28 protein-coding genes are annotated in these 26,098 nt (G+C 69.4%); 5 read left to right on the top strand and 23 right to left on the bottom strand.

Annotated elements, in window-relative coordinates:
• The first annotated feature begins 16 nt into the window (after positions 1-16).
• The 3 genes from ACLJQF_RS21490 to ACLJQF_RS21480 all read left to right on the top strand — a co-directional run bounded on the left by ACLJQF_RS21490 (position 17) and on the right by ACLJQF_RS21480 (position 2,889).
• On the top strand, positions 17-1,096 hold the full coding sequence (locus ACLJQF_RS21490; protein WP_410611053.1) for a replication-relaxation family protein: 1,080 nt from the start codon (positions 17-19) through the stop codon (positions 1,094-1,096).
• Between the two features lie 18 nt (positions 1,097-1,114).
• Positions 1,115-2,077 carry a C40 family peptidase gene (locus tag ACLJQF_RS21485; RefSeq protein ID WP_410611051.1) on the top strand — a complete coding sequence of 321 codons (963 nt, stop codon included), beginning with the start codon at positions 1,115-1,117 and terminating at the stop codon, positions 2,075-2,077.
• Between the two features lie 179 nt (positions 2,078-2,256).
• Complete coding sequence (locus ACLJQF_RS21480) at positions 2,257-2,889, top strand: MarR family transcriptional regulator (protein ID WP_410611050.1); 633 nt, start codon at positions 2,257-2,259, stop codon at positions 2,887-2,889.
• Between the two features lie 76 nt (positions 2,890-2,965).
• On the opposite strand, the gene ACLJQF_RS21475 is transcribed toward ACLJQF_RS21480, so the two are convergent.
• From ACLJQF_RS21475 to ACLJQF_RS21390, 18 genes are all read right to left on the bottom strand, one after another.
• The gene (locus ACLJQF_RS21475) at positions 2,966-3,577 is read right to left on the bottom strand and encodes a hypothetical protein (protein ID WP_410611048.1); all 612 of its coding nucleotides are present in this window, start codon (positions 3,575-3,577) and stop codon (positions 2,966-2,968) included.
• 57 nt (positions 3,578-3,634) lie between these two features.
• Entirely contained in the window at positions 3,635-4,252 is a 618-nt protein-coding gene (locus tag ACLJQF_RS21470) for a hypothetical protein (protein WP_410611047.1), read from the bottom strand.
• 137 nt (positions 4,253-4,389) lie between these two features.
• Positions 4,390-6,168: a vWA domain-containing protein gene (locus ACLJQF_RS21465; RefSeq protein ID WP_410611046.1), complete on the bottom strand. Its 1,779-nt coding sequence runs from the start codon at positions 6,166-6,168 to the stop codon at positions 4,390-4,392.
• Between the two features lie 37 nt (positions 6,169-6,205).
• A complete protein-coding gene (locus ACLJQF_RS21460) occupies positions 6,206-7,003 on the bottom strand; it encodes an AAA family ATPase (RefSeq protein WP_410611044.1) in 798 nt (265 codons plus the stop codon).
• A gap of 1,170 nt (positions 7,004-8,173) precedes the next feature.
• Positions 8,174-10,660 carry a BTAD domain-containing putative transcriptional regulator gene (locus ACLJQF_RS21455; protein WP_410611043.1) on the bottom strand — a complete coding sequence of 829 codons (2,487 nt, stop codon included), beginning with the start codon at positions 10,658-10,660 and terminating at the stop codon, positions 8,174-8,176.
• A gap of 84 nt (positions 10,661-10,744) precedes the next feature.
• Positions 10,745-11,152, bottom strand: coding sequence for a hypothetical protein (locus ACLJQF_RS21450; RefSeq protein ID WP_410611041.1), 408 nt, complete (start codon positions 11,150-11,152; stop codon positions 10,745-10,747).
• Positions 11,153-11,171: 19 nt separating this feature from the next.
• Positions 11,172-11,606 (bottom strand): pilus assembly protein TadG-related protein, encoded by a 435-nt coding sequence (locus tag ACLJQF_RS21445; protein ID WP_410611039.1) that lies wholly within the window; start codon positions 11,604-11,606, stop codon positions 11,172-11,174.
• On the bottom strand, positions 11,606-12,064 hold the full coding sequence (locus ACLJQF_RS21440; RefSeq protein WP_410611038.1) for a TadE/TadG family type IV pilus assembly protein: 459 nt from the start codon (positions 12,062-12,064) through the stop codon (positions 11,606-11,608). Before ACLJQF_RS21440 ends, ACLJQF_RS21445 begins: the two co-directional genes overlap by 1 nt.
• Positions 12,061-12,936: a hypothetical protein gene (locus tag ACLJQF_RS21435; protein WP_410611036.1), complete on the bottom strand. Its 876-nt coding sequence runs from the start codon at positions 12,934-12,936 to the stop codon at positions 12,061-12,063. The genes ACLJQF_RS21440 and ACLJQF_RS21435 overlap by 4 nt, the downstream gene beginning before the upstream one ends.
• Positions 12,937-12,952: 16 nt before the next feature.
• The gene (locus ACLJQF_RS21430; protein WP_410611034.1) at positions 12,953-13,375 is read right to left on the bottom strand and encodes a TadE/TadG family type IV pilus assembly protein; all 423 of its coding nucleotides are present in this window, start codon (positions 13,373-13,375) and stop codon (positions 12,953-12,955) included.
• A 1-nt stretch (position 13,376) separates the two neighbouring features.
• On the bottom strand, positions 13,377-13,577 hold the full coding sequence (locus tag ACLJQF_RS21425; RefSeq protein ID WP_410611033.1) for a hypothetical protein: 201 nt from the start codon (positions 13,575-13,577) through the stop codon (positions 13,377-13,379).
• Between the two features lie 20 nt (positions 13,578-13,597).
• Positions 13,598-14,488: a secretion system protein gene (locus tag ACLJQF_RS21420; protein WP_410611031.1), complete on the bottom strand. Its 891-nt coding sequence runs from the start codon at positions 14,486-14,488 to the stop codon at positions 13,598-13,600.
• Positions 14,485-15,369, bottom strand: coding sequence for a type II secretion system F family protein (locus ACLJQF_RS21415; RefSeq protein ID WP_410611029.1), 885 nt, complete (start codon positions 15,367-15,369; stop codon positions 14,485-14,487). Before ACLJQF_RS21415 ends, ACLJQF_RS21420 begins: the two co-directional genes overlap by 4 nt.
• Entirely contained in the window at positions 15,366-16,718 is a 1,353-nt protein-coding gene (locus tag ACLJQF_RS21410) for a CpaF family protein (RefSeq protein WP_410611027.1), read from the bottom strand. Before ACLJQF_RS21410 ends, ACLJQF_RS21415 begins: the two co-directional genes overlap by 4 nt.
• Complete coding sequence (locus tag ACLJQF_RS21405) at positions 16,715-17,557, bottom strand: carbon monoxide dehydrogenase maturation protein (RefSeq protein WP_410611025.1); 843 nt, start codon at positions 17,555-17,557, stop codon at positions 16,715-16,717. Before ACLJQF_RS21405 ends, ACLJQF_RS21410 begins: the two co-directional genes overlap by 4 nt.
• Complete coding sequence (locus ACLJQF_RS21400; protein ID WP_410611024.1) at positions 17,557-18,261, bottom strand: SAF domain-containing protein; 705 nt, start codon at positions 18,259-18,261, stop codon at positions 17,557-17,559. The genes ACLJQF_RS21405 and ACLJQF_RS21400 overlap by 1 nt, the downstream gene beginning before the upstream one ends.
• A 100-nt stretch (positions 18,262-18,361) precedes the next feature.
• Positions 18,362-19,345, bottom strand: coding sequence for a hypothetical protein (locus tag ACLJQF_RS21395; protein WP_410611022.1), 984 nt, complete (start codon positions 19,343-19,345; stop codon positions 18,362-18,364).
• Positions 19,333-19,896: a hypothetical protein gene (locus ACLJQF_RS21390; RefSeq protein WP_410611020.1), complete on the bottom strand. Its 564-nt coding sequence runs from the start codon at positions 19,894-19,896 to the stop codon at positions 19,333-19,335. Before ACLJQF_RS21390 ends, ACLJQF_RS21395 begins: the two co-directional genes overlap by 13 nt.
• Positions 19,897-20,055: 159 nt before the next feature.
• Here ACLJQF_RS21390 and ACLJQF_RS21385 point away from each other — a divergent pair, with 159 nt between their 5' ends.
• On the top strand, positions 20,056-20,682 hold the full coding sequence (locus ACLJQF_RS21385; RefSeq protein ID WP_410611018.1) for a prepilin peptidase: 627 nt from the start codon (positions 20,056-20,058) through the stop codon (positions 20,680-20,682).
• A gap of 470 nt (positions 20,683-21,152) precedes the next feature.
• Here the strand turns inward: ACLJQF_RS21385 and ACLJQF_RS21380 are convergent, their stop codons facing one another.
• From ACLJQF_RS21380 to ACLJQF_RS21360, 5 genes are all read right to left on the bottom strand, one after another.
• Complete coding sequence (locus ACLJQF_RS21380; protein ID WP_410611017.1) at positions 21,153-21,515, bottom strand: DUF6355 family natural product biosynthesis protein; 363 nt, start codon at positions 21,513-21,515, stop codon at positions 21,153-21,155.
• A 406-nt stretch (positions 21,516-21,921) separates the two neighbouring features.
• Positions 21,922-23,115: an FAD-dependent oxidoreductase gene (locus tag ACLJQF_RS21375; RefSeq protein WP_410611015.1), complete on the bottom strand. Its 1,194-nt coding sequence runs from the start codon at positions 23,113-23,115 to the stop codon at positions 21,922-21,924.
• Positions 23,112-24,206 (bottom strand): MAB_1171c family putative transporter, encoded by a 1,095-nt coding sequence (locus tag ACLJQF_RS21370; protein WP_410611386.1) that lies wholly within the window; start codon positions 24,204-24,206, stop codon positions 23,112-23,114. Before ACLJQF_RS21370 ends, ACLJQF_RS21375 begins: the two co-directional genes overlap by 4 nt.
• A 26-nt stretch (positions 24,207-24,232) precedes the next feature.
• Complete coding sequence (locus ACLJQF_RS21365; RefSeq protein ID WP_410611014.1) at positions 24,233-24,784, bottom strand: hypothetical protein; 552 nt, start codon at positions 24,782-24,784, stop codon at positions 24,233-24,235.
• Complete coding sequence (locus ACLJQF_RS21360; RefSeq protein WP_410611012.1) at positions 24,781-25,227, bottom strand: XRE family transcriptional regulator; 447 nt, start codon at positions 25,225-25,227, stop codon at positions 24,781-24,783. Before ACLJQF_RS21360 ends, ACLJQF_RS21365 begins: the two co-directional genes overlap by 4 nt.
• 152 nt (positions 25,228-25,379) lie before the next feature.
• Here ACLJQF_RS21360 and ACLJQF_RS21355 point away from each other — a divergent pair, with 152 nt between their 5' ends.
• Complete coding sequence (locus tag ACLJQF_RS21355) at positions 25,380-25,832, top strand: winged helix-turn-helix transcriptional regulator (RefSeq protein WP_247021938.1); 453 nt, start codon at positions 25,380-25,382, stop codon at positions 25,830-25,832.
• Positions 25,833-26,098: the final 266 nt, after the last annotated feature.

Here is a 26,098-nt window from a genome sequence, read left to right as displayed (position 1 = left end):
CCGTTCGGAGGTCCCCTTGATCACCACGACGACACGCCAGCACCAGCTGCGACAGCACCTCCCCGGCCGGGTGGCCGCCCGTGCGGCCAGCTCCGTCGAGCACCAGGCGGCGCTCGCGGCCCGCCTCACCGCCCGGGACAAATGGCTGCTGGCCCTGCTCTTCGAACACCGCGTCCTGACCTCGGCCCAGATCCAGGACGCCGCGTTCCCCTCCGGCCGCTCGACCCGCCAGCGTCTGCGCGAGCTGTACCTCTGGCGGGCGGTCAGCCGCTTCCAGCCCTTCCGCCAGTTCGGCTCGGCGCCGATGCACTACGTCCTCGGGCCCGCCGGCGCCGCCGTGCTGGCCGCCGAACACGGCTTGGAGGTCAAGGACCTCGGCTACCGGCACGACCGCGCGATGGCGATCGCCCACAACCAGCGCCTCGCCCACACCGTCGGCGTCGGTGACTTCTTCACCTCCCTCATCGCGCGCAGCCGACGCCGTGACCCTGTTCGAGATGGTGAGGGGGTCACGGCCTGGTGGTCGGAGGCCCGCTGCGCCCGCCACTTCGGCGACCTCGTCATCCCCGACGCTTACGGCCGCTGGGCCGGCATCGGCGGCGAGCTGGAGTTCTTCCTCGAGTACGACACCGGCAGCGAGTCGCTGACCAAGCTCGCCCGCAAGCTGCTCGCCTACGCCCGGCTCGCCGACTCCACCGGCATCGCGACCCCGGTCCTCTTCTGGCTACCGACCAGCCGCCGCGAAGCCGGCGCCCGCACCGCACTCGCCCGTATCCACGCCGACCTCGACCAGAGCGCCGACGTCCCCGTCGCCACCGCGGCCGCCGACCTCCTCGAGCCGAGCACGGCGTGCCCGAGCCCGGCCGACGAGGTCTGGCTCCCGCTCAACGCGAGGTCATCGAACCGGGCTACCTCGCCGCGGCACCGGCTCAGTGAGCTGCCGCATGCCTGGCCGGCCCTCGCGCTGACGGCATCCTCCGGCCTCGACGACGCGACGGGCGCGACGTCCGGCCAAGCCGTCGCCTACCGGCTGCCGCCGCCCTCTCCTGTACCGCCGGACGCCACCCCCAGCCGAACTCGCCGGCCCGGGGCTTGATCACGCGAGGAGTGCGTCATGGGATCGAAGATCGCGGTCGGCGTCGCCGCCGTGCTCGCGATGCTCCCGGTGCTGCTCGGCGCCGTGCCGCAAGCCGTCGTCACCTCCCTCACCGGCACCGGAAGCACGACCTGCACACCCAGCGGCGCAACCTCCGGCGGCGTGCCCGGCTACGGGGCCGACCAGCTCGCCAACGCGGCGATCATCACCTCGGTCGGCAAGCAGTTGCAGGTCCCCGAGCCCGGGTGGGTCATCGCGATCGCCGTCGCCATCCAGGAATCCACCCTGCGCAACCTCGATCACGGCGACCGGGACAGCCTCGGCCTCTTCCAGCAACGCCCGTCCCAAGGCTGGGGCACGCCCCAGCAGATCATGGACCCCACCTACGCGGCGACGCAGTTCTACCGGCATCTGCAGGCCGTCCCCGGGTGGCAACAGATGAGCCTCAACGACGTCGCCCAGGCCGTCCAGCGCTCCGGGACACCAGACGCCTACGGCCAGCACCAGCCGGACGCCGAAGCCATCGTGGCCGCGGTCGCGGGAGTGACCTGCGAGCACACAGGCGGCGGGGACTGCGGAACCATCACCGCGCCGACGTCCGCCGCGCTCACCGCCATCAACTACGCCTGCGGGCAACGCGGGCTGCCGTACGTCTGGGGCGGCAACGGCCCCGAGAACGGTGACACCGGCTTCGACTGCTCTGGCCTGACCCGAGCTTCCTACGGCGCTGCCGGCATCGCGTTGCCGCGGACCTCGCGCGAGCAGTACGCCGCCGGACCGCGCATGCCCGCCGGCGCGCCGCTTCTGCCCGGCGACCTCGTCTTCTACGCGACCGCTGGACGCGTGCACCACGTCGGTCTGTATATCGGCGGCGGCAACATGATCGACGCCCCCGACTTCGGACAAGCCGTGAAGGTGGAGCCGTATCGCCACCCTGGTGACGACTACATCGGCGCAACCAGACCGACCACGCAGCACTGAAACTGACACAGTCAAGCACTTCCGGGCGATACACGTGTCTTGTTTGGACAAACGCTTGACATGAAGCGGTGCACGGAGCGTCTATGGACATGTAGCCCGAACCACCGGACGCGCACCGGCGGGCGAACGCCCCGGCCGGGGCATGACCATCCACCGCTTCTCCCGAAACGGAGCTTGTCATGCCCGAAACCAAGAACACCTCAGCGACCGACGCCCAGCCGGAAACCGCGGAACCGAAGGTACGGCGCGCACTGGAAGCCAATCCCGGCGCGACTACCGCGGCCCTGGCCAGCGCGGCCGGAGTCGGACGCTCCACGGCGTCGAAGCTCCTCTCCCGCTGGGCTGCCGAGGGACTGGTGACCCGGACCGCAGGCAAAGACCAGTCGGTCCCCGTCACCTGGACGCTGCGCGACGACGACCAGAACGACAAGGCCACCGAAGTTGCCACGACCGAAGAAGCGGCGGCCGACACGACAGATCAGCGTACGGAGGAACCGACCGCTGAAAACGACGCGCGAGAAGGCGATCCTTCGCCCGTGCCCGACTCCGACGTCGCCACCGCCTGCGCCCCGGCAACGTCAGAAGCCGCAACGGCGGACGCACCGAAGAAGGAACGGCTGCCCAAAGGCGCGCTCTACGACATGGTGCTGGGATTCCTGCAGGCGCATCCCGGCGAGGAATTCGGCCCCGCCAAGATCGGCGCGGAGCTCGTCCGGTCCAGCGGCGCAGTGAACAACGCCCTGGAGAAGCTCGTCACCAACGGCCTGGCAACGAAAACTTGCGAAGCGCCGAAGCGCTTCACTTCCAGCTGACGGCAGCACATTCGGCAGGGGCGGATCGCCATCGCGGCGATCCGGCCCTACTGGGTTCTGGAACCCGGCAGTGAGGTCACTGTGTCGCCTGCTGGCTCACATCGGCCGGATGGGGAAAGACGCACTCGTTGTCGCAGTCGTGCTCGCCAGTGGTGGCGATGAACGGACAGTCGTCTCGGTGGGCCTTGGTGAAGGTGACGCTGCCATCAGGGTGCTCGAGGATGTGCAATGCGCCGCCGTGGCGGTACGCCCACATGATGTCGTCCGGGTCGATGCACTTCTCGCCATCGAAGCCGTAAGTCGTGGCCAGCAGCGCGCTGATCGCGCCGTGGACATGGGGTGAAATGGTCTGTGTGGTCGGCGGGGCGGCGAGGATTTCGGCGGCCCTACTGAGAAGACGCTCGGTCAGCGGACCGAGAGCGGTGGCAGCGTGGACGTCTGCGCTCGGAAGCGGCGTGTCGTGCCACCAGTTGCTGGAAGCATCGGCGGCGAGGCTTGTCCACGTCATCTGGTCGCTGAGCACCTCCGCGACAGCGAAGCTCTGGTTGATGTAGTAGTTGCGCTCGACGCGCGCTCGGAGCGTGCGTCCGGCGAACTCGACGACGCGGGTGTGGTGGTAACTGGTGGTGGTAGCGCCGGTGGCTTCATCGCGTTCGGTCATCGAGGCATTCATCATGATCTCCTTCACTTCTAGTGTGGGCTTGTGCTGTTCCTTCGAAGTACTGTCAGGTCGCCCGAAGTACTGTCAGGTCGCCGTGGTCGAGGCGAAACCCAGCAGCCGACCCAACTCCGGCGCGATCACGGCAGCGCGATCACAAGGGACGAAGAACGACATCTCCACGTACGGCGAACGAGTGTCCAGCTGGATGCGCGATTGCCCGTCGTCGAGTCGACACGAGGTGACGCTCGGCGGCCCGGACACGAGGCGCACTGGCCCGCCGAATTCTTGCGCCAGGTCGAGTGCGGCTGCGCGTTCTTGCGCCAGTCGCTCATGGCGTCGGGCGTTGCGTGCCCGGATGCGGTCGGCCCAGTATCGGTAAGAGGGCAGCACATCCTCTTCGAGGCGGTCGGCCACTTCCTTGATCGGCGTGCGAGTCTCCACCACCAACGGACGGGGGCGATAATCCCTGGGCATGAACCAGCCCGGCGGGTACTTCAAACGAGGGTGGTGGACGTACCCGGCAGGCTCGACCCATCCGGTTGCGAATTCGTCCTCGTCAGACAGCAAGACGGGTTGGATGGTGTACGCCCACGGCCGTCGATTCCTCACCGGATCAACGCGAAGGGCATCTCCTGCTGGGCCGATCAGCACCATGCGGCCGTACAAGCTGGTCATGTAGCCGTAGTTGCGTACATAGGTCACGAGGCCCCACGACCCATCCAGCTCGCACGTCAAATCGAGTACTGCGCCGATGATTCGCTTCGCGGGTAGCCATGTCGGTTCGCCTTCCGTAGTTGTTCGGGGGTATGGAGGTAGCAGAGGTGCAGCGCCCGACGCGCCTACCGGCGAGCGGTCGCGCGCAATGCCGTGGTGGCGGCGTGGCCGATGGCGCGGGCGGCCGTGGTGGGGTCGGTCAGGATGTGGACGGTGGCCCCGTCGAGCGGGGTGTCGGTGTCGCTGGTGGTCAGCCACAGCACCGCGCACCCGGACGCGCGCAGGCGGTCGAGCTTCTTCTGCCCGTGGCGGCGGGGTGTCGCACGGTATTCGCCGTCGGACACGATGACCACGAGCCGTGCCGCGCCGGGGCGGGACAGGCCGAGGGCGCCGTCGAGGGCGTCCAGCGCTCGGGGGATGTCCTCGTAGTTGTCGCGGGAGCAGAATTCGGTGACCGCGGCGGGCGGCTTGCCCGGATGGGTCAGTGGGCGCACGTGGTGTCCGAAGATCACGCTCGCGGTGTCGGCGGGTACGCGGGTGTGGCGGGCGGCGTTGGCCAGGATCCAGGCGGCCGAGGCGACGTGAGCGCGTGCCCAGCCCATCGAGCCGGACACATCGCACGCGATCCCGACCCGCAACGGCGGCACGGGGACCGATTTGCGCATGGTGCGGGTGAACGGCTCGGCCGTCACCACGGCCCCGGCGGCGCGCTGAGCTTCGGCGGCACGCACTCCGCGCATCCGCAGTCGCCCCGGCGGCACTTCAGAGGTGGAGCGCACGGCCACCCGTTCCGGGGTTCCGGCGGTGTCTAAGGCGCGCGCCAGGACCCGAGCGGCTGCGCACTCCTCCGGCGTGGGCGGCCGGGTGCCCGCCGTCAGGGTGTCGCCGTCGGGGGTGTCGCCGGTGCTGAACACTCCCCGCGCCACCCGTGCGGCTTTCCTCGCGGCGGCGTCTTCGCATTCTTTCGCGGCAGCGGCGACGGCGGCCGGGTCCTCGGGCGCCTTCTCGCCCGCGACGTTCGCCGCAACGCTGCCCAGCACGGCGGCGATGGCATCCGCAAGCGGTGACGGGTTCACGGGTGCGCCGGGTCCGGGCGAGCCGTCCGACGGGTCCGAGGTCCCGGGCGAGGCCGGCGACGAGGTCGAGTCCGGGCTGTCAGGGTCGGTGCCGAGGATCTCGCACCACTGCCGCCCGAGGTCGAGCATCTCCTCGCCCGCGTCGTCGGCGGTCAGCAGCGCCTGCCCCCACACCGCCCGCAGCTTGCCGAGGACCTCCTCACCGAGCACGCTCTCGACGACCCGGGCAACGGGGTAGACCTCGGCGTGGCTCAGCACGCCGCCGTCGGCCCGTCCCAGCAGGAGCGCGGCGGTGTGCGCGGCGTCGGCCGGGGTCATCTTCGGGGCCGTCGCGGGGTCGGCGTATAGGTGCAGGTCGGTGGCGACGATGCCCTTCACGCACGCCCGGAGCCAGTGCCGGTCGTCCGGGCGGCGCCGGATGTGCGCCGCTTCCATCCGGGGCTCTTCCAGCAGCATCGCAGCGGCGACCACGGCGGGCGGGGCGCCGTCCGGCGGTTCCCACGCAGTGTGTTTGGCGTGGCCGCACTCGTGGGTCAGGGCACCCCAGGCCGGGGCATAGCGGGCCCGATCGGACAGATTGGCGGGGTTCACGGTGGCCGGGTCCACGCCGAGGTGGTCGCCGTCGACTTCGATCAGCGCGCGGTGCGGGTAGAAGCAGGCGGGTGCCCCGCCGCCCGCGCCGGGGGCGACGCTGACGACGAGGTCGTCGCGGTCGGCGATCACAGGGACCTCGTCGGCGAACGCGGCGGACAGGGTCAGCCATTCCGGCCGCGCGGGGAACACGGCGGCACCGGTGGCGGTCGGGTCGGCGGTGAAGTGGGCGCTCATGGCGCGGGTCCTTTCGCGACGGGTACGCGGGGCGGGTTCAGGGTTTGGTGGTGATGCGAGCGCCGAGGGCGAGCGGGGTGACGGTCTTGCCGAAGACGTCGCGCACCACGGCGGCGACGGTGACGCGGTCCTCTTCCGGTGCGATCCCGACCAGGTTTCCGGCGGCGGCGTCGAGGTCCCACGCGTCGGCGAGCTTCTTGAACGCCAGCAGCTCGCGTAGCTGCGGGGCCCACCCGATCTCGCCTTTTTCCTGCCGGGTCGCGAGGTTGCGCGCCACCCGCACGGCCTTCTTGTCGACCCCGAGCTGTTCGGCGAGGGCGTAGTCGCTGGAGACCTGGATGTGCACGGAGAACCGGGAGGACAGTGCGTCGGTGAGGATGGCCCCGTGCACGCCGGGGTTGTGCCCGGCCACGACGTAGAACCCCGGCTCGGCCTTGACGACTTCGCCGCCGTTGGCCTTGACGATGATTTCGCGGCGTCCGTCCATCGCGGGGTAGACCACGGCGAGCACGGTCGGCGGGATCAGGGTCGCGTCGTCGATGAACAGCGGCACCCCGGCGCGCATCGCGCGGACCAGCGGACCGTGGACGAACACGAAGTCGCCGTCGGGGGTTTTGGTGTAGTCGCCCACGAGGTCGGCGACCACGGTGTCGCCGTCGCCCTGCACGGTGAGGCAGTCGTTGAACGCCGCCTCCACCACTGAGGTCTTTCCGGTGCCGGGCGGGCCGTACAGCAGGGCAGCCACCCCAGCATCGCGCAGCCGCTGCAGCGCGGTCACGTCCGGCATGCCGGACAGCAACCGGGGGTGGTAATCCATCCCGTTCGGACGTTTCACCGGCCCGGTGACCTTGCGCGCCGGTCGCGTAGTGGTGCTGCCGGTTGCGGATGGGGCCGGTGTGGGCACGGGCGCGGCGGGCGCTGTGCTGGCGCGTTTCGGCCGTCGCGAGCGGCGTCCAGGTGACAAGCCTGGGGTGACGGCGGGCGCGGCAGCGGATGCCGTGGTCGCGGTCGCCCGATAGGTCACCGGCGCCACCGTGACGACTTCGGCTTGCCCCCGGTCCGTCAACGCGCGGCACGCGTTCCCGACCGCGCCCGATGACCGGTTCAGGGCGCTCGCGATGCTGCCCGGGGTGTGAGCGCTCGCGGGGTCGTCGGCGAGAACTTTGGCGACCATCGCACGAAGTTCGCCGTTGCGGAGGCGGGTCGCTGTCGCACCCGCCGGGGTGGTCGGTCCCGTGGCGGGCGGTGTGGGCGTGGTCATCGCGGTGTCCCTTTCAGACGTGGCGGGTGATTGGTAGTTGTCGCGGTCCACATCGGGCGATTCCAGGATTTGGTTTCCGATTCCGGCGACACATCAAAAGTAGCTCGACAATCCGGCGCCGCACAATACTTTTCGCCACCTCATTCGGGTGACACATTCCGACCCATAAAAGAACCACAGACAATTCTCCAATACGTTTGCGCAGGTCAGCGAACGAGAAGCGGCCGGCAGGAGCCGCAAACAAGGAAGCAAATATGAGTTCTTCTGCAATAAAATAAGGGGTGGACAACAGCCAGGAATACGAGGTGAGATGACCATCAGACCGGATCGGCGGGAGAGTTCGCAGAGGAGCCGTGACCGACGATGCGGGCCCGATGTTCTTACCTGCTTGTCGCCAAGCGAGTCTGGGATACTCGCGGATCCCCGCACGAAGGGTTTGACCTGCGCATATGCGCGCTTACGGAGGATCCGCCTTAGACGGCCCATGGAGCGCCAGCGCGATCGGTGGGTGCACGGGAACCCCCGGCGGCCGGCGAGCAGGCAAAGGTCCGCATCCCAACTCGACGGGCGTCCGTGAAACGGCCTCCTGGGGCAGCGGCGCGGCGCCGTGCCCGTCCGCATTCCGCGCAGTACGAAGCCAATGGCTATGCCACCAATGACAGCAACTTCGAACGAGAACACCAGGAGGCTTTTCTGCGCGACATAATCAGTAGGTCGACACTAACATCCGTCGCGGCTGATCAGCTATTTCTGCGCCGAGGTATTTTCACCGTACCGGGCATGCCTTTCGTTTTCCGGATCGCCGATGCCGACGTGGAGTCCTCGGAGACGCTCGGCGAGCTCGAATGTCGCGGGAGTCGGTGTTTCGTCTATCTCGGCTAGGCGCGCTTCCAGCAGCCGAAGCGTTCTGGCTATCGCGTCGTGCCGGCCGAGGTTGTGCTCGAGTCGCATGATGTCCCGGTAGAGCAGCTCGTTGTGCGGGTCGAAGTCTCGCGCCGATTCGAGCAGCTCCAGCGTGGACTCGGGATCGCTGTGAACCCGGTCGCGGGCAAGGGCGGCGACGGCGTCGAGGGCGTCGCGGCGAATTCCTTCCCGAAGCGCGGTGAGCCACTCGGCTTCGACGCCGGCCGCCACCTCGCCGCCGTAGCTGGCGACGATCGCGGCGTTGGCTATCGCGCGCTGCCCGTCGTCGGTCGTGGTGCGGCGGCGAGCGACCGCGTCAGCGAAGGACCAGTAGTCGACCTCGACGACGGCCGGCTCGAGCCGATACCTGCCGTGCTGCGCGACCACGAGGTCGCCGATGTCCGGGGACGTGGCTTTGTGGAGGGTGCTGCGGAGGCGGGATAAGACGGTGCGCAGCACCGCGGCCGGGTCCTGCGCTGGGCGGCTGGCCCACACGCTGTCGATGATCGCGGCCCGCGGAACTCCGTGCGGGTGCAGGGCGAGGTAGAGCAGCAGCTCCCACAGCCGCGCGGAGAGTCGGCCGGTGATTTCGACGGTGTGGCTGGGGCACGTGACGTCCGGTCGCCACCTCAACGTCGGCTGCCCGAACACCGACAGCACCAGCGGCGTGGCCGCGTCGTGCACGGTGTCGACGGTCAGTTCCGTGACCGGCTCGGCCTGCGCCTCTGCTTGACCGGGAGACGGCGGGTCTGCGATCTCCAACCCATAGGTGGGCTCGAGAGCAGGTTCGAGGTGCTCGTCCTGAGCGCCGTGTGCAGCGTCGAAGAGGGCGAACAGCTCGCGAGTCGCGGATTCGGGGAGGGAGAATGCTCGCCGGCCGCGCAGCTCCTCACCCGGACCGGGGGAAGTTGCGGTGATAGCGCCCGCGGCGTCCACATAGACCGTGACACCCGGATGCCACTGGCCGAGCAGCAGCGCGGTTGTGCTCGCGCCGTCGGCGAGGGCGTGCCGCAGCCGGGCGCGATCGGGTTCGCCTGCCGGCGCATCGGCCAGGAGGATTCGCCGCAGGTTCTGAGGCGGTCCGTAGTAGTCGAGGCGTGCGAGCGCGGCGGCGAGGTCGTCGACAGCGCGGACGCAGGCCGGTAGTTCGGCGCCTGGCTCCGGGAGGCCGAGCAGGCCACGCAGGTCCGCGGCGGGCGCGACGACCTCGGAGTGGCGGGTGGAGGTCATGGCTGTGAGCAGCAGCGCGCGGGCCGCAGCGTGGCTGCCGGGGCCGATAAGACCAAGGCCGTGCTTTGCCGCGAGGTCCAACGCCAGGTCCGCAGCCGCCTCGTCTGCGGGCTCACCCAGCTTGAGCCGCGTATCCGGCTCGGGAAGGTCGCCGGCCGCTTCTGCGTCGGCGACATCGAAATCGTCAAGTCCCGTCTGGGCGTGCTGGTGTGCCAGGTGTAGCTGGTAGACGATCGGGGCGACGGGCAGGTCGTCGCCGCGCCGGCCGCTGCCGGGCCGGTAGCCGGCACGGTGACGTCGTCGGGCGACCAGCAGCGCCGCGCTGATCGCGCCCGCCAGCCCGAGGCTGACATATACGCCGGGCTCCCATGACGAGCCGGGGTGCGAAGCAGCTGTGGGAGGTGCCGTCGGGCTCGGCGGGGAGGTAGCTGTGGGCTTCGTTGGTGGCGGCTGGCGCTGCGGTGGTTCGGGGGCAACGGGCCTGGGCGTCGGCGGTAGGCGGATCCGATCGCCCGGGTGGATCAGGCTGGGTGAGGTCAGGGTGCGGCCGCCGGGCTGGACGCTCTTGGCGTTCAGGCGCCAGATTTGCGGCCAGCGGTTGCCGTCGCCGAGGCGGCGTTGCGCGATCCGGTACAGCGAATCGTGGACACCGTCGTGGGGCGGACGCACCAGCTCGAGGTCCTCAGGGCGGCCGTCGACATCCGATGGTGCGGTGACCGACGAGCTCACTCCGGTCTGCATTGCGCTGCTTCCGCTGGAAGCGGCAAGGGCGGTGCGGCTGACGAACGACACGACAACGGTGGTGATGAGCACTGCCGCGATCCGGCGGAGTGGGCTGCCGTGCCAGGTCGAGTCCGGCCGGCCGGTGGTGAGGGCGAGGTCGCGTGCGCACCGGGCGAGCTCGACGAGGAATGCAGCCCACAGCAGCCACGCGCCGCACGCGAGCACGTTGAGCAGCAGACTTGTCGACAGCCGAGCCGTCAGCACCTCGCCGAGCTCGGCCATGGTGGGCAGGTGATCTGGGAGGGGCCAGCCGATGAACCGCACCAGCGCCCACGGCAGCCCGGCACACAACCCGGCCAGCAGCGCGAGCGCCACACCAGCCTGCAGCAGCCGCCCTGCGCCAAGCACGAGAGCACGACGAGGTCGCCGCTGTCCGGTCTGCCGTTCTGTAGGCACAGCTCAGCGTCGCTCGCCCTGGACAACCGAGGGCCGCACACCGGCTGGCGAGGGCCCCGGTCGAGGTTCCGCCGGTGCAGGTGTCGACGACGTCCCCGGCTGAGTCTCCGGCTTCGGGCGGCGGCTACCGGGCGGCCGTCCACGCCGGGCGCGAGGCTTACCGGCTGTCAACCAGCTGGTGAGGTCGGCAGCTGGAACGTCGGTGAACTCGGCCAGCTCGTCGGTACCAATCACGTCGGCGGCGGCCGCGATGACAGTGCCGAGCCGGCGCTCGACGTCGGCCAGCTGCTCGACGAGTGTGGTGCGACGATGCGCGAGTTCCCCGACCTCGCGCGCCGCCGCGGTCCTCCTCGCGCTCTTCTCCGCGTCGACCTTCTCGACGCGCCTCTCGATCTCGTCGGTCGTGATCATCGTGTTCCTCCTTTATTGGTCAGGGCTCCAGCTCGGTGACGCCGCGCTGGGGATGGGCCGCGCCGCTGCCGTGGGCGTCGATCGACGGGATGCCGATGAGCGACAGCAGCTGGGTGCGCTGGCTGGTCGTGACGGTGACGGTCACGGTGTCGGCGGTGGCTTTCACCGTTCCGGTCGCATCGACGCTGGCGAGGTACCGGCGGGCGAGACCGTCGGCTTCTGCGGGTACCAGCCGGAGCGTTCCGGCGGCCCGGTAGGCGGCGAGATCGATCGCTTGCGCGCCGGCGCGGGCCGCGGACTCGGCCTGACCGGTGGCTCGGACCTTCGCGGCGAGTGCAAGGCCGCCGTCGAGCCCGAGGCCGGCCAAGGCCAGGAGCCCGAGCATCAGCACGACGACGAACGCCGAGACCTGGCCGTCCTCGGCCCGCCACCAGGCAGCACGGCGGGTATCCATCACGCGCCTCCGGCAGTCGGCTGGGATCGGTAGGTGTCGACGACCTCGCTGGCCTCGGCGGTGAGCGTTCGGCTGCCGGGGACGCCGAGGACGAGGGCTTGGCCGAAGTCGACGGTGCAGCGGACGCTGACGACGACCGTGTTGCCCGGGCTCGATGAGGTCGTCGTGTTGACCGTGGCGTCGCCGCAGGCCAGTCCGGCGTGGGCCAGCGCGGAAGTGACGGTCGTTTGTGCCGCGGCGACGGCCGCAGCCGGGGTGCGTTGCAGGCTTGCGGCGCGCGCGGCCTGGTGTGCGGCGTCGTCGAGCCGCAGCCGGGCGTCGACGCCGCGGTGGACGACCACGGCGACGAATACCAGCAGCATGACCAGGACCGGCGCGATCAGGACCGCCTCGATGGTCACCGACCCGCGCTCTGCGCGCCACCAGCCGAGGCTCCGGCGAGGCTGTGCCGCGGTCATGGAACCGGCTCCGCGGCCGGCAGTTCCCACGGGAACCGGCCAGCGCCGGTCAGGTCGCGGGCTGCGGTGACATGAGCGAAGACGGCCATCGGCAGTTCCTCGGCGACCTCGACCATCGGGCCGATCGACGCGGCCTGCAGCCCGGCTTGGACGTCGCTGGTGCGCTGGACGAGCTCGGCGTGCCGAAGCTTGGCTTCCCACTCTCGGGTCAGCGTGACGCAGCCCTGGAGGTGGAACAGCAGCTCGCCGAGCAGACCGTCGAACTCGGCGATCGCCGTGGCGGTCGTGGCTGCGAGGTCGGCTTCGCCTGGCATCGCGACCAGCCGTGCGGCGTGCCGACGAGCAGGCGCGGTCCGGATCAAGCGGGTCAACGCGTCCCACGCCGCTTGGTGGGCTCGGCCGGGCAGCTCGGGGTCGATCCAGTCGCGTGTCGCCGTGGCGTGCAGCTCGCCGGTGAGGTCGATCAGGAGTCCGGCCGTGCGGTGCGCCGCTGGGCCGAGGTGGAGGAAGTCCGCAGTTCGGAGGAAAAACTCACCGGGAGACCGTTCCAGAAGGCAACGATGTCGGTGTTGGTGATCGGTCGCGAGGCAGGCCGCGGTGACGCCCGCGTCGCAGAGGCCGCTCAGCAGCAGCACGATGGCGCCGACGACCGCCAGCGCACCGCCGAGGGTTTCCGCGGCGCCCGTACCTAGGACCAACGCCGGGATCAGAAGCCCTGCCACCGAGCGAGTCGAGAATAAGCTCATGAAGAAAGCACGCGTGACCAATCCGCGCCAACGTCTGGTTGTGAGAGCGGGGTTCCACAGCATGATGTCGTGCCCGTCAGCGAAGTCGCCGACGGTAACCACATCGGGTTTGTCCAGCAGTGACATGGTTTCCCTCCCCCGTTCAGGCGTCCGGAACGAACCTTTCGACTTCTCCTGCGGATTCGGCGTGCACGTGCAGGTGCATACCGGGCAGGACCGCAATGACCTCGCCCTGCACGCTCACCGAAGCCGAGGTCGCGGTGCGCTCGACGTTTATCCGTGAAGACCGCAGCGGCCCCTGCGCAAGTTGGTCGAGCAGCTGCTGGCCGGCGGCGTGGCCGGCCGTGGCGGTGCCGTTCTGGACGCGGGCCGCGGCGAGCGCTTCGGCGGCGGCAGCTTGAGCGACGTGGGTCGCGTGCGACCAGAGGGCGAACTGGATGATCGCCAGCAGCGCCAGCAGGAGCAGTGGTGTCGCGATCACGAGCTCGGCGGTGACCGAGCCGCGCTCTCCCGACAGGACTCGCCGAACGCGCCAAGCAGTCGCTACGACCGGATTCGCGGGCATGTCAGCCGCCGAGGCCGAGGTCGATGCTGTTGGCTTTCGCGGTCAGTTTGGCGGCGATGATCGCGATCAGGGCGATGGCCAGCACCGCCATGAGTGCGGTCACGATGACGGTCGTCGTGATCTCGCCACGGTCGTTGTCCTTGCGTAGCAGCAGGACGCGAGCAGTGGTGAGGGTCCAGAGTGTTCGGCAGTAAGTCAGCATGATGCGTCTCCTGTGGACTTTCAGAGGCCGTTGAGGACTTGAGTGACGGCCGGGTAGGCGATGAATCCGAGGAAGCCGAGGAACAGCAGCGTCACCGGCAAGGCCATGCGTTCGGTCGCGGCCTGGGCGTCGGCTTCGGCGTCGGCGACCAGGTGGGTCCGCAGCGCCTTGGCCTTTGCTGCCAGCGAAGTGCGGATTTTGGCGCCTTCGGTGCCGGCGAGGGAAATCGATGCGGCGAGCTCAGCAAGTTCGGCGATGTCCAGCTCCTCGCCGAGCCGGCGGAGCGTCGACCACGGGGTGGTGCGGGTCAGCTGGGCGGCGTCCAGCGCGCGGCGCAGCTGGGTGAACGCGGGCCCGCGCCCGACTGCGGCGGCCGCCAGGAGCGAGACCTCGACTCCGGCGCCACCGGCGAGGGTGATCCAGACGAGGTCGAGGAAGGCCGACAGCGCGCCGCGGAAGTCGGCCCGTGCTCGCGCCGCCTTGGCTCGGACCTCGAGGTCGGTAACGACGAACCCCGCCACAGCGAGGCCAAGAGCAGCCAACAAAGGAACCTCGACGCCAACCGGCACATCCGCGAGCGCAAGCAAGCCCTGCAGCAGAAGGGGTGCCACCAGGCCGGTACACCCGACGACGACCTTGACGGCGACGTGTGTGTCGGCCCCGCGCCCGAGGACTCGCAGGTCGCGTTCGAGCTTGTCGCCTGGCAGGCCCAGCCTCCGAAGGCCCGGAACGAGTGGGCGTGCCACGGCCACCGCCCAGCCGGCCTCCGACACGTCCACGACCGGAGCCGCTGCCCCGCTGCCCGCCGTCGACAGGTGCTCGTGAAGGGATGGTTGTGGCGGGATTGCCCAGGTCAGCAGCATCCACAAGCCAATGCCTCCACCGCCTCCGAGACAGATGGACGGGATCATGCGCGCTCACCGTCCCATCGAGCCGAGGTCGCGGCGGTCGGCTCGGTGAGCGACAAGACACGCGAGGTGGCGCGGCCGGAAGCGATTCTGACCAGCCAGCCGAAGCCGGTACCGAACAGCCCACCGATGACCAGCAGTACCGCTTGGCCAAGCGCGCTGTCGTAGGCCGTCAGGTAGGCGCGGTTGAACACCACGACACCGACTGCAAAGGCGATGGTGGTGGCGACGACGACCCGCACGGAGGTTCGGGTCCGAGCTCGGCCGGTCTCGACGCGCATCCGCATAGCCGCCTGCGACCGCGCCGTCTCGGCCAGGGATCCGAGCAGCTCGCCGACCTGCCGCGCCTGGTGCTCGGCGGCCAGGACCAGTGCAGCGATGACCAGGTCGGCAGTCGAGTCGGCCAGTTCCTCCGCCAGCTGCCGCAACGCCGGCGCGAGCCGGTGCCCGTTCTGCAGTTGCGACGCGAGCCCGGCCACCTCATCGCGGATCGCGGCGGGCGCCAGTGGAGCGGTGGCGAGGATCGCCTGCTCCAGCCCGGCCGCGGCCGAGAGCGTGTCGCGCAGCATCTCCGTCCATGACGCGACCGCCTCGATCCGCGCGACCCGGCGCACGTGTGCTCGATCAGGGCCGATCAGCCGCGGCAGGAACCAAACCGCTCCAGCAGCGAGCGCTCCTCCGACGAGCCACTCAGTTGCGACACCGGCCAGCAGGCCGGCGCCCAGCGCGAATGCCAGCCGAAGACCCCACATCCGATCGACTCGCCAGGGCGGGGCCGACCGCGGGCGGCGAACCGTCTGCGGGCCGCGGAGACCGACGAGGACGAGCAGCAATCCGACGGCGGTACCGAGCCCTGCCAGGCCGGCGACGACGGTGGTGGTCATGTCGCCCACCACCCGTCGGGCTCGGCCAGCAGCTTGGGGTCGAACCCGGCCTCGACGAGGTCGTCGAGGGTGTCCGTGCGGAGTGCGCCGGCAACCGGGCAGGCTCGTCGGTCGGCGCCGGGGCGGTAGACCTCGTTCGAGACGACCGTGCCGCCGTCGGCGTCGACGACCTCGCGGATCGAGGAGATCACCCGGGTCGCGCGATCAGCGGCTTTGTCCAGGTGCACGACGAAGTGCACGCTGGAGGCCACCAGCAGCGCGGTCGCCTCCAGCGACAGCCGCTCCACGCTCTGCGCGGCGTAGGAGGCGAGGCGGGTGAACGCGATCCTCGAGCTGCTCGCGTGCAAGGTCGCCATCGAGCCGTCGTTGCCCTGGGACATCGCGTTGCACATCGGGATGACCTCGGGTCCGCGGATCTCGCCGACGATGACGCGGTCCGGGGACATCCGCAGGCCCCAGCGGACGAGCTCGGCTTGGCTGATCGCGCCGGCCCCCTCGATGTTCGCCTCGCGAGCCTGCAGCGCGGTGACGTCGGCATGCAGCTCGGGGTCGAGCCCGAGGCCGAGCTCAAAGGCGTCCTCGACGGTGACGATCCGCTCCAGCGGGTCCATCTCCGCAGCCATCGCGCGCAGCAAGGTCGTCTTGCCGAAGCCGGCGCCGCCGGTGATAAGGATGTTCTTCCGCGCCCGGACGAGGGCACGCAGGAATCGCTCGAGGCCGACGTCGAGGGTGCCGCGGCGGCGGAGCTGGGCGAGGCTCGTGGTCAGGTAGCCGTGCCGGCGGATCGAGCACGCCGTCACGCCTTCGGCGGTGAGCCCGAGCACGGCGAAGAGCCGCTCGCCGCCGGGCAGCTGGAGGTTCAGCGCCGGCGAGCCGCGGTCGAAGCGGCGCTCCTCCGAGGAGGCGCGGGCCGCGAGCGTCCGGACCAGGTCGGTCAGCTCGTCGTTCGAGGCCGCGACCGGAGCGACCTGCGCCCGAGAGCCGTCGGCGTACTGGACGAAGACCCGGTCGAAGCGGTTGACGTTGATCGTCTCGACCTTCGGATTCGCCAGCAGCGGCTGCAGCCCGCCCAGCCCGAAGACCTCGTCGAGCACGGCCTCGGCGATCCCCCGCTCGACGTCTGGCGGCAGGAGCACACGGCCTGCTTGCAGTTCGGCCTCGCTGTGTGCAGCTGCGGCGGACCGCAGGAGCTCCCCGGCAAGTTCACGGCGGCGCTCTGCAGTGATCGGGGTGCTCTCGGCTTCGGCCCGGTTCGGCAGCTCGGTCGCGAGTGCGTGGTGGAGGACAGCGCGAAGCCGTCCCTCGGGGCTGGCCGCAGATGGGCGGCGATGTTCGTCGAGCACGGTCATGGCGAGACCTCCCCGTCAGGCAGCGCGACCTTGTGCAGCTCGGGTGCGATCCGGACCCCGTACGCGGGGACGCGCTGAGGTGGGACACCCGGCACGTGCTGCCCGACGGTCGGCCCAGCAGCTTGTATCGACGGCGCTCCGGCGGCGAGGATTCGCGCCACCTCGACGGCAGCGCGGACCAGCCCGCCTTTGCGCGCGCGTCCCGGGATCGCGTGGCCGGTGAGGCTGGTGGCAGCGGTCGGGTCGTAAGGGATCCGGGCCATGACCGGGATGCCGAGTTCCTGCTCGACTTCCTTCGTGTGGTGGCCCCGGCCCGCGAGGACGAGGGACGGCCGAGCAGCTACCTGCCCCAGTTCGTGAAGCCGAGCGGCCACGTGCGCGAGTTCGTCGCGGTGCGTACCGGAGATCAGGAGTAGCGCATCGGCTTGCCGGATCATCGGCTCCGCCGGCGACCCGGGGTCCATGCGACCGCAGTCGGCAAGCATCACCACGCCGGGTTCGCGAGCAGCCCGGTGAAGTAGCGAGCTGGCCAGAACCAGGGTGCTCAACGCTGCGCGAGCTTGCGGTCCGCCGGCTGGCCCGGGAACGACCGGCAGCTCGTCCGCGAGAAGCTGCGTGTGGTTCCAGAAGGCGCTGGAATCGATGGGCTGGCGGGCCGCGGCCGCGAGGCTGAGCAGGCCGGGCGAGGGTGCGAGCCCGAAGCGTTGGCCGAGGTCTCCCCCGGCTGGGTCGCACTCGACCACGACCCGGCGAACGGCGGATGGCCAGTTCGCGGCCAGCGCCACGGTGAAGGTGGTGACGCCGGGCGAACCCTTCACGCTGGACACGGCGATCAACATCAGCGCTCACCGCCCGCGAGCATGACCAGCGTGACCTGCCCGGCCGGCACTCGCGCGAGCGTCGGCGCGGTGGCGCTGGGCAGCTGCAGCGAGATCACCGTCGTCTGGTCGCTCTCGGCCCGGGCCACGCCGGTCACCGTCGCCGCCCAGGTCAGCCCGTCGCCACTGCCTTGCGCGGCCGGGAGCGACGTCGGCGGCGACGACGTCGTAGCGAGCACGACAAGGACCGGCGCTCCTGGAGCGAGTTCGAGCGGGAACTGGCCTGCCTTGAGGCCCACCGCCACGACCGCCTGACCGGCGGCAGGGATCGTCGACGGCCCGAGGCTGCCCGGGGTGAGCAGCGCGCCGACGGTGAGGCTGGTGGCCATCGGCTTGCCGAGCACGGTTGCTACCTCGCCAGCCGGAATGGTGGCGACCCCGTCGGCTGCGGAGATTTCGACCTGGTGGAGGTCGGCTGGCTCGAGGACATGTCCGACGTTCACGGGCCGGGCAACGGCCAGGACCGAAACGCGGTCTTGAGCGCTAGCCGCCCACCAGAGCGCCCCACCGACGCAGACCACGACGAGCAGCACGCCCGCCAGCAGGTGCGGCAGACGCCGTCGCGTTCGGCGACCGGTCGGCACGGCAGCGAGCCGGCCGTTCTTCCCCAGCCACGCGACTGTGCCCCCGTCGGGTCCGGTGCTGCGTTGACTCGTGCTGGTCATGACGTGCCTCCCCAGGCATGGTTCGACCGCACCGCGCATCATGAAAAAGGGTTGATGCGCAGTAAGAATCAGATTCGTTTGGCCGCTGAACCGGTTAGTTTCAGCGGTGACCGGTACCGAGCGCCTGCACTTCGGCGACACGGAAAGCCGCGGTCGCCGAAGTCGTCAGATCCGGAAACGTGCCGTTGGCTCCGGCACCCGACCAAGTCACCATCCAGTGCACGGTTGCCTTGACGGCGAAGTGCTGCCCTGGCACCACAGCTGACGAGCGCCAGTAGGTGTGGCCGCAGTCAGGCGAAGGCGCCCGCGGATCTCCGGCGGCCAAGTAGGGAGTACCGGGCCCCGAACAGGTCACCTCCTCACCGTCGCCCATCGACCACGAGACGGTGGTCGGCGTGGCCACCGCGGTGACCGAAACGCCCGGTACAGCAGCAGTGGCCTGCCGGGCACCCCAGCTGCTGCGATCCAGCCACATCCACGTCGGCAAGCTCACGAGCTTGTCGCCGGGCGGATTCGCCTCGATCCGGGGTGTCGGCAACCGCAGCTGGGCCCGCGCCTGATCAGCCAGCTCTTGCGGAGAAGGCAACGCGGCGGCAGCCGGAACTTGCCCGTCCGGGAGCCAGATCGGAGCCCGGTACAGGCCGTCATGCACGCCTGGGCCAGAACACCGGTAGACGTACCACGCGCCGGCAGGTGGCTGCTGACGGCTGAATCCCACAAAAGCCGTCCAGACACCTGTTCGCCGGACGTCGTGGTGCGCGATGGTCTGCACCCCGTTCGCCGGAGGCTGGTAGTTGCTCCGGACGTACGAACACTTCGCCGTCGTGTCGTTGCCGCCGATGATGCTGTCGCCCCAAGGCTGCTGTTGCCCCGGCACCGGATGGGGGCGCGCCGGCTTTCCGGGAACTACGGGCGGCTGCGGTGCTTTACCGCCGTCACGGCCGGCGCCGACGTCGCAGGAGGGGTTCCCGCTCTGTCCGCAATGGACTTCTCCCCAGCCGTCGGCGCGCGCAGACGACGTCAGCACCACGCAGAATCCGAGCACCGCCGCCGCGGCTAGCGCTGCTTTGCTCAGCCTGAACATGATCCGACCTCGTGGACGGCGAAGGTAGTGACCTTCCAGGAGCCGTCGACTGCCTTCTTAACGAGCGCCTCGATCCGGCGGTGGCCACCGGGGCCGTCGTCGGCGGGCTGGCCGTTGTCGGCGCGGTACTTCAGCCAGTTCGTCGAGTCACCGCAATCGGAGATGGTGATGGTTGTCGGATCTGCCGGAGGCTCCGCTGCCTGAACGCTCGGATGGTTCACCGGCCGCCCCTTGGTGACCAGGCCGTTGTAGTGGTCGGCGTAAAGGCTGCGCGAGATGGTCTGCAATGCCTCGGCGGTGGCATTCTGCGCGAGTTTGGGCGACTGCCAGTCGGACGTCATCGCGGCGTCCGCCATGTCGCTCCACATGCCGACGTACGCGGCCGTCGCGCGCTGCTTCGCGAGGTCGGCTGGCCGAGGCGCCACGCTTGTGGTCGCCGAGGCGCTCGACGACGCTGTCGGCTGCCTCGGTTCGGTCGCGCTGCAGCCCCCGAGCAGAACGACGGCGGCGGACGAAGCGATGGTGATACGGACGGCTGGACGCAGATTCATGGATTCCCCTCCCGTTACGATGATCAGCTGGCCGCCGGGCCTGCAAAACCACCGCGGCGGAGGTTCACTCGTTGGAAGGACGAGCGATGCGCCGGCCCGCCGCGCTGGCCAGCATGGCTTCGTGGGGACGGCAATCGACGCAAGCAAAGAGCCGGTGGCATGGTGAACGCCTGGCTCACCGCGGGCAGCGCGGCTGTCGGCCTGGTGGTGGGAGCTGCTGCCAGCTCGATCACCAGGACGCTGCTGCGGCGACCGGTTCATATCGCGCAGTCCTGGTGGCTCGGTGCGGTCATCACCGCGACGCTGCTGGCCCTCCTGGGTTGGCGCATCGGCTTTCGAGGAGAGCTGCTGGTCTACGCCTACGTCCTGACGCTCGGCGTCCCGCTGGCGGTCATCGACTGGGTCGAACATCGGTTACCTCGGATCGTCGTGCTTCCCCAGCTGGCTGGCGCCACTTTGGGGCTTGGCTTGTTGTGCGTCATGCGTTTCGACTTGGCTTCTGGCCTGCGAGCCCTGGGGGCGGCGCTCGCGGCGGCGGGCTTCTACCTGTTGCTTGCCGTCCTGGTCGAGGGAGGCGTCGGTTCCGGTGACGTGAGCCTCGCCGCTGTCGTCGGCCTGGTGACCGGCTGGTCAGGTTGGCCCGAGCTCGCCGGCTCGCTAGTGCTTGCGTCGCTCGGAGCTCTGCTTCTGCTGCTCCTGCCCCACCACAGCAGCCGGCGGAAAGCCGTGCCGTTCGGGCCGTGTCTCTTGGCGGCTATGACCACGGTGCTCGCGATCTCGGGCTGAGCCGCTCAACGCCGACGCGGAGGGCGCCGCAGAGGGGGCATAAGCGCCCACCGCGTCGACTGGCCGAGGACTGGGAGACGTCCTCGAGTCTGTGGTTACGGCCGACCTTCGAAGTCCCGGGCCACCGACGGTCTGTCGCTTCGGGGCCGAGACAGTAGCGACCTCGTTCACGTGGCCGGTCAGCGCCGGGTCGGCCATCGCGACCAACGCTGCCGGGCCAGCTTCATCCTCGAGGCGGCCGACCTGCGAATCCGGCCGCAGCGACACGTCGGAACGCAACGGGCGGGACGCGGTCTCCCGGGTGTCTCCTGAACAGCTGACCAAACTCGTCGAAACCAGAATGATCGCCACCACCGATAACCAGCTTTGCACCATTGTTCATCCTCCCCGGCGATCGTTGAGCAGATCTATCAAAACGGGCAAGCCGCACCACATGGACTGCAAGCGACTTGATCACACGAATGAAGCGGCTACGCCGGACCGTAGTAGCCGGGATTGCACCCCACATCGCCGTTCCACCAGGCGCCCGTGACGCGCCACCTGATTACCGGTTGAAGATCGGTAACTCCCGGCCCTACGCAGTAGTGGTAGATGTTCCCCCAGATGTCCTGGACGTCGAGCATGACGGTTGAACCGGTGCCGCCGTCGCAGTGCCGGTACTCACCCCAGCTCTGGTACCCGCACGACATCCTCGGCTCGTAACGGACAGCAGCGTACGCAGCGGGCGCCGACGCAGCACCGAGCATGGCGATCATGATTGATCCCGCGGCGGTGATCCGGCCCGCCAGGCGGAGATACTTTGAATTGTTCATCGCGGCCTCCAACCGATCCATGTTCTTGCTATGAATCCGGTCTACAGGCCACGGTCCCACGCACTGCAAACGGCGTATGACACGGACTTTCAAGTACGCATGACGGCGCCCGTCAAGTTCACTCAAAAATCGATGATGCCGTCCTCGAGCTCGACACCTGGCCAGGTCAAGCTCACCCCAACGCCGGCCTGTTCCTGCGACACCTCACCGTGATGGGGAATCACTTCCGCGGCCGATTGGTCTTGATGAGCAGCATGGGCATGCCTTGGGTGTGGATGAACCCGCATCCGCCCTCATAAGGAGGCTCGGTGGCTCGGCGTACCCGGCAGCGGCAGCCGCGACGATCTGCGCACGCGAGATTTCGACAGTCGAGGTGAAGTCATCGGCGCGGTGACGCGATCAAGCGGACCGAGGGTGCCCGCCGATGTCACGCAATGTGTGACACCGGCAGGTCCCAGTCGATGTGGTGTCCGGTCAGCCAAGCCGCCGTGTTGCGCGGGCCGCTTTTGAGCCGTTTGGAGATCGCCAGGTCTCGGACGATCCGCTTGATCGGTCCGGGCGTCGCCGTGCCGCCCATCCTCGCGCTTGTGGCGACCAAACGCTCGACTCTCTCCCGGCGCTGAGCTTCGTAGGCTCGGAACGCCGTCGCCGGATCGGGCATGTCGCGTAGGCATTTCGCCAAGACGACCGCGTCCTCCATCGCCATCGACGCGCCGTGGCCGGCGTTCGGCGCGGCGGCGTGGGCCGCGTCGCCGATGACGATCATCCGGCCGGCGTGCCACCTCGGCGTCGAGGCGATGTCATACCCGTTGCTCGCGCGGATTTGCTCCGACGCCTCGACGATCGCGGCCGCCGGCGACCGGTCTCGCCGGAGCAGTGCCGTCGCTTGCCGCTTCCATTCCTCGAGTGGTGTCGGTGCGAGCTCTGCCTTCGACAGCTCTGGGCGCGGAATGTTCACGAACCACCACGTCTCGCCATCTGGCGCGGTGGTATAGGCGAAAAAGACGCGCTTGCCGTAGATCATCCGGTACACGCCGGGGACGGGATCGACCGGTGCCTGTCGGGCATAGCCGCAGAGCACGACCGTGCCGGTGTAGCGCGGCTCGGGCGCTTCCGCATCGATGAGCACCCGGGTCGCCGAGTGGATGCCGTCGGCGCCGATCAGAAGGTCGCCTTCCTCCCGGGAGCCGTCCTCGAAGACAGCCGCCACACCGTCGGCGAGGTCGGTGTCCACGTCGTCGAGCCGTTCGCCGTGCTCGATCTTGATCCCGCGCCGGGTGGCCTCTTCGTGCAGCACCCGGTACAGCTCCGCCCGCTTGATGGTGTGCGGCCCGTACCCACCAGCCGAGCCCCCGCCGATGGGTGCTTCGCCGAGCTGCTTGCCCGAGCCGCTCCAAAACAACGCGCGGTCGGCCGGAAAGGACGCCTGCAGCACCGGCTTGTCGGCGTCGATCGCGTTGAGGGCGTCGAAGCCATTGTTCATGATTGTCATGAACGCGCCGACGTCGTCCGCCCCCGTCCGGTAGGCCTCGTAGACGACGGAGTCGATGCCCGCCTTCTGCAGCGCCATGGCCGTGACCGGCCCCGCGATACCTCCACCGATGATCAGCGCCTTGGTCATCCCACTCCCCTCGTCTCCAGGCCACGAGCCAGCCGCACCAGCTCGCGAACGTCCGAATCCAGCCCGTCACCTTCCGGGAGCGCGACGGGCACCGCCTTTGTCTGAGCCGGTTCACCGGCCGCGTGAGCGGCGAGCGCCTGCTGCAGACGACTCGGCAGGTCGGCAGAGGCGTCCGTTCGCGCCAGATACGGACTGATCCGCACCAAGCCGTCGCGGCACTCGACGACCCGGCGGTAGTACCGGCGGTGCGTCCCACGTAGACGTAGTGCGTCACGCCAAGGCGCAGCTGGCACCCGATCCAGTGCGTCATCGGGAAACTCCGAGTGCAACACCGTCCACAGCGGCGCGAGCTGCCGATACCCACGGCGGTGACGCCACCAGATCCGCATCGCACCCACCCTGGTCATCGCGGCCGGGTAGCTGACACCGGCCAGGAAGAGCAAGACGCCCGGCATCAGCAGAACGGTGACGGCGAGCGCGCCCACCACCGTGCCGGCGGAACCGGCGCGATCTGCAACCCCGACGTGGTAGATCAACCCGAGCACGATCGCGGGCACGAAGACGCAGTTCGCCAAGACGATCGCGACCAGGCCGACGGCGGCGATCCGCAGACCTCGGGCCAGCCTGCCGCCCGCTTCGCGGGCGTACCGCCAAGCCCAGACCGCCGCCGCGGCGAAGCCGACCGCCATGAACACGTCGGCCGCGATGAAGAAGACCGCGACGCTGGGCACCGATTGGTCGTTGGTCCGGGCGGACGCCGGCGTCGCGAGCGCGGCGACGAAAAGCACGATCTCGGCGGCCAGCAGCAGGCCGGCGTACCAACCGGCGCGTCGCCTGGCCGCCGCGCGCTCCCGTGCCGAGAACAGGAAGAAGCACACGAGGCTGTACACGCCGACCAGCAGAAGACCGTGCTGGACCAGCCGCGCGATCATAGGGGGCAGGCCCAGCACGTGGGCGCCCTTGTCGGCCGCAGCACCGAACGGAAACGCGACGGCCAGGCAGGCCACGAGCGCCGTCACGCTGCGAAGCGCGGTGTTCCTCGGGTTCCGCGCCAACCTCCCGGCCAGCCACAGCAGCAGGACAGCCGACACAATCCCGTACGCGAGGACCAGAGGCGTCACAGCCACCCCAGACGGCCTTCAAGCGCGGCGCCCATCTGCTGGGTGGCTTCGCTCGATCTTCCACCGACAGCGACCTGGTCCAGGACCGACGCCCACTCCAGAATGATCGTCGCCGTCGTCTCGGCCTCCCGCTCCTGGTCGGTGTCGTACGAGGTACGCCGAAGCGCCCGGCGGACGGCGTCCGGCTCGAGATCCGGATACCGCTGACGGAGGCTCTCCGGCGACATGTCCGGGTACAACTCGGCCAGCAGCTCGTCATCGCACGGATCGCTCTCGTGACCGGCGAGCAAGTGGCCCAGCTCGTGGAGAATGATGTGGTTCTGGTGCGGCTTGCTGGTTTCCTGCTGGTACAGGATGTAGTCCGCTGGGCGAGTGCTAATCCAAACGCCGAAGGGGCCGGGCACCGGGATGGAGTGGGCCAGCAGCTTGATCGGCTTGCCACGGCGCTCACCGACGCGCCGACACAGCTCGAGGACGTCCAGCGGAGGCCGGATGTCCAGCTCCTTCAGCAGCCGCCGGCACCGGCGGCGCAGCAGCCGCTCGTTCACCGCTCCCCTCGCTCCCGCGCTGCCTGCTGGTCGCGGTATACGACGTCGAGCAGGTCCATGACCAGCTGACGGCGATCCGGCGTCAGCTCACCGGCCCGCATCGCGATCCGCTGCGCTTCCTGGTCGCCGGCGTTCGCCTTGAGGCGTTGCTGTTCTGCCGCCAGCTCGCGGAGCTGCTGGTCGACGCGGTCGGTCACGTCATCGTCGAAGAAGTAGTTGACCGGCACCCCGAAGAACTTCGCCAGCCCCTCGACGTGCTTGATCGTGGGGTTGTCCCGCTTCCGCTTGCGCAGCTGCCAGACGTACGTGCCCGAGATCTTCGTGCCGGCGACTGTGATCGAGTCGGCGGCGAAGTCGTTGCTGTACTCGTCGCCGTCCGGCGATTTCGTGACGGCGAACAGGTGGTTGAGCTTGTCCGCGAAGTCACGCCCGCGTTCGGCCATCACCCCTCCTCAGCTCCCCTCGACGGTATCGCTCACCAGGCGTCTTAACTGAAATTAAGACCCGATCAGGTGAACACCCGTCCGATAGTTGAGACACGACCTGCGGAAACTTAAGATCAACAGCCTGGGGTGATCGAACCGGGGAGGGAACGATGACTCGACCGAGCACACAGGCAATCACCGCCGAGGACGCCGAGCGCCTGCGCAAGCTGCACGACGCGAAGCAGCTCTTCGGCGGCGACTGGATGACGGCGATCCTGCTGGCACTGAAGAGCGGCCCGAAGCACTACACCGAGCTGCTGGACCTCGTCGGCTCGCTCAACGACGCCGCAGCGGCCAACAGCTGGTCCGGACGGCCGCGGGTGCTGCACGCCAGCGTGCTGACGCGCACGCTGAAGACCATGACGGCCGACCGCTTGATCGTGCGCGACCAGGAGGCAGGCGTGTTCCCACCGTCGGTCACCTACTCGCTGGCGCCGGCGACGCGAGAGGCGCTCGAAGCCATGCAGCCGCTGGCCGACTGGGTGAGCCAGCACCCGGATATCGTCGCCCAGGCACGGCATCGCCGGAGCCAAGACTCTGACGGCGCCCGCCGCTCAGCATGACTAGCTAAACCAGCCACCGCAGTGATCATCACGGCAGCCGAGCGCGAGATCTGCACGGCGGCTACACGGCCGCGGTGCAGGCTTCCGATGGTCGGCGAGAGCCAGGGAGGCCGTCTGGCGCCCCGATGACTTCCTCATCGAGGACATGGAGTTCGAACCTGGCCGTGTCGTAGCCGCCGGCCTCCCAGGCGAGATCACTGTCGCCGACGCGCCACTCGCAGCCAGTGGCTCGCTCCCGCAGCAACCACGCCACTCCGACCTCCCGG

It is taken from the genome of Amycolatopsis sp. lyj-109 (assembly GCF_046548995.1).
Lineage (GTDB): Bacteria > Actinomycetota > Actinomycetes > Mycobacteriales > Pseudonocardiaceae > Amycolatopsis.
This window is presented reverse-complemented; position numbering and strand designations above follow the sequence as displayed.

Excerpts from the sequence above, each read along its gene's own strand:
- ACLJQF_RS21485 (WP_410611051.1), top strand. The coding sequence starts at position 1,115 with ATGGGATCGAAGATCGCGGTCGGCGTCGCCGCCGTGCTCGCGATGCTC.
- ACLJQF_RS21480 (WP_410611050.1), top strand. The coding sequence starts at position 2,257 with ATGCCCGAAACCAAGAACACCTCAGCGACCGACGCCCAGCCGGAAACC.
- ACLJQF_RS21465 (WP_410611046.1), bottom strand. The coding sequence starts at position 6,168 with ATGAGCGCCCACTTCACCGCCGACCCGACCGCCACCGGTGCCGCCGTG.
- ACLJQF_RS21450 (WP_410611041.1), bottom strand. The coding sequence starts at position 11,152 with ATGATCACGACCGACGAGATCGAGAGGCGCGTCGAGAAGGTCGACGCG.
- ACLJQF_RS21445 (WP_410611039.1), bottom strand. The coding sequence starts at position 11,606 with ATGGATACCCGCCGTGCTGCCTGGTGGCGGGCCGAGGACGGCCAGGTC.
- ACLJQF_RS21440 (WP_410611038.1), bottom strand. The coding sequence starts at position 12,064 with ATGACCGCGGCACAGCCTCGCCGGAGCCTCGGCTGGTGGCGCGCAGAG.
- ACLJQF_RS21435 (WP_410611036.1), bottom strand. The coding sequence starts at position 12,936 with ATGTCACTGCTGGACAAACCCGATGTGGTTACCGTCGGCGACTTCGCT.
- ACLJQF_RS21430 (WP_410611034.1), bottom strand. The coding sequence starts at position 13,375 with ATGCCCGCGAATCCGGTCGTAGCGACTGCTTGGCGCGTTCGGCGAGTC.
- ACLJQF_RS21425 (WP_410611033.1), bottom strand. The coding sequence starts at position 13,577 with ATGCTGACTTACTGCCGAACACTCTGGACCCTCACCACTGCTCGCGTC.
- ACLJQF_RS21420 (WP_410611031.1), bottom strand. The coding sequence starts at position 14,488 with ATGATCCCGTCCATCTGTCTCGGAGGCGGTGGAGGCATTGGCTTGTGG.
- ACLJQF_RS21415 (WP_410611029.1), bottom strand. The coding sequence starts at position 15,369 with ATGACCACCACCGTCGTCGCCGGCCTGGCAGGGCTCGGTACCGCCGTC.
- ACLJQF_RS21410 (WP_410611027.1), bottom strand. The coding sequence starts at position 16,718 with ATGACCGTGCTCGACGAACATCGCCGCCCATCTGCGGCCAGCCCCGAG.
- ACLJQF_RS21405 (WP_410611025.1), bottom strand. The coding sequence starts at position 17,557 with ATGTTGATCGCCGTGTCCAGCGTGAAGGGTTCGCCCGGCGTCACCACC.
- ACLJQF_RS21400 (WP_410611024.1), bottom strand. The coding sequence starts at position 18,261 with ATGACCAGCACGAGTCAACGCAGCACCGGACCCGACGGGGGCACAGTC.
- ACLJQF_RS21395 (WP_410611022.1), bottom strand. The coding sequence starts at position 19,345 with ATGTTCAGGCTGAGCAAAGCAGCGCTAGCCGCGGCGGCGGTGCTCGGA.
- ACLJQF_RS21390 (WP_410611020.1), bottom strand. The coding sequence starts at position 19,896 with ATGAATCTGCGTCCAGCCGTCCGTATCACCATCGCTTCGTCCGCCGCC.
- ACLJQF_RS21385 (WP_410611018.1), top strand. The coding sequence starts at position 20,056 with ATGGTGAACGCCTGGCTCACCGCGGGCAGCGCGGCTGTCGGCCTGGTG.
- ACLJQF_RS21380 (WP_410611017.1), bottom strand. The coding sequence starts at position 21,515 with ATGGATCGGTTGGAGGCCGCGATGAACAATTCAAAGTATCTCCGCCTG.
- ACLJQF_RS21375 (WP_410611015.1), bottom strand. The coding sequence starts at position 23,115 with ATGACCAAGGCGCTGATCATCGGTGGAGGTATCGCGGGGCCGGTCACG.
- ACLJQF_RS21360 (WP_410611012.1), bottom strand. The coding sequence starts at position 25,227 with ATGGCCGAACGCGGGCGTGACTTCGCGGACAAGCTCAACCACCTGTTC.
- ACLJQF_RS21355 (WP_247021938.1), top strand. The coding sequence starts at position 25,380 with ATGACTCGACCGAGCACACAGGCAATCACCGCCGAGGACGCCGAGCGC.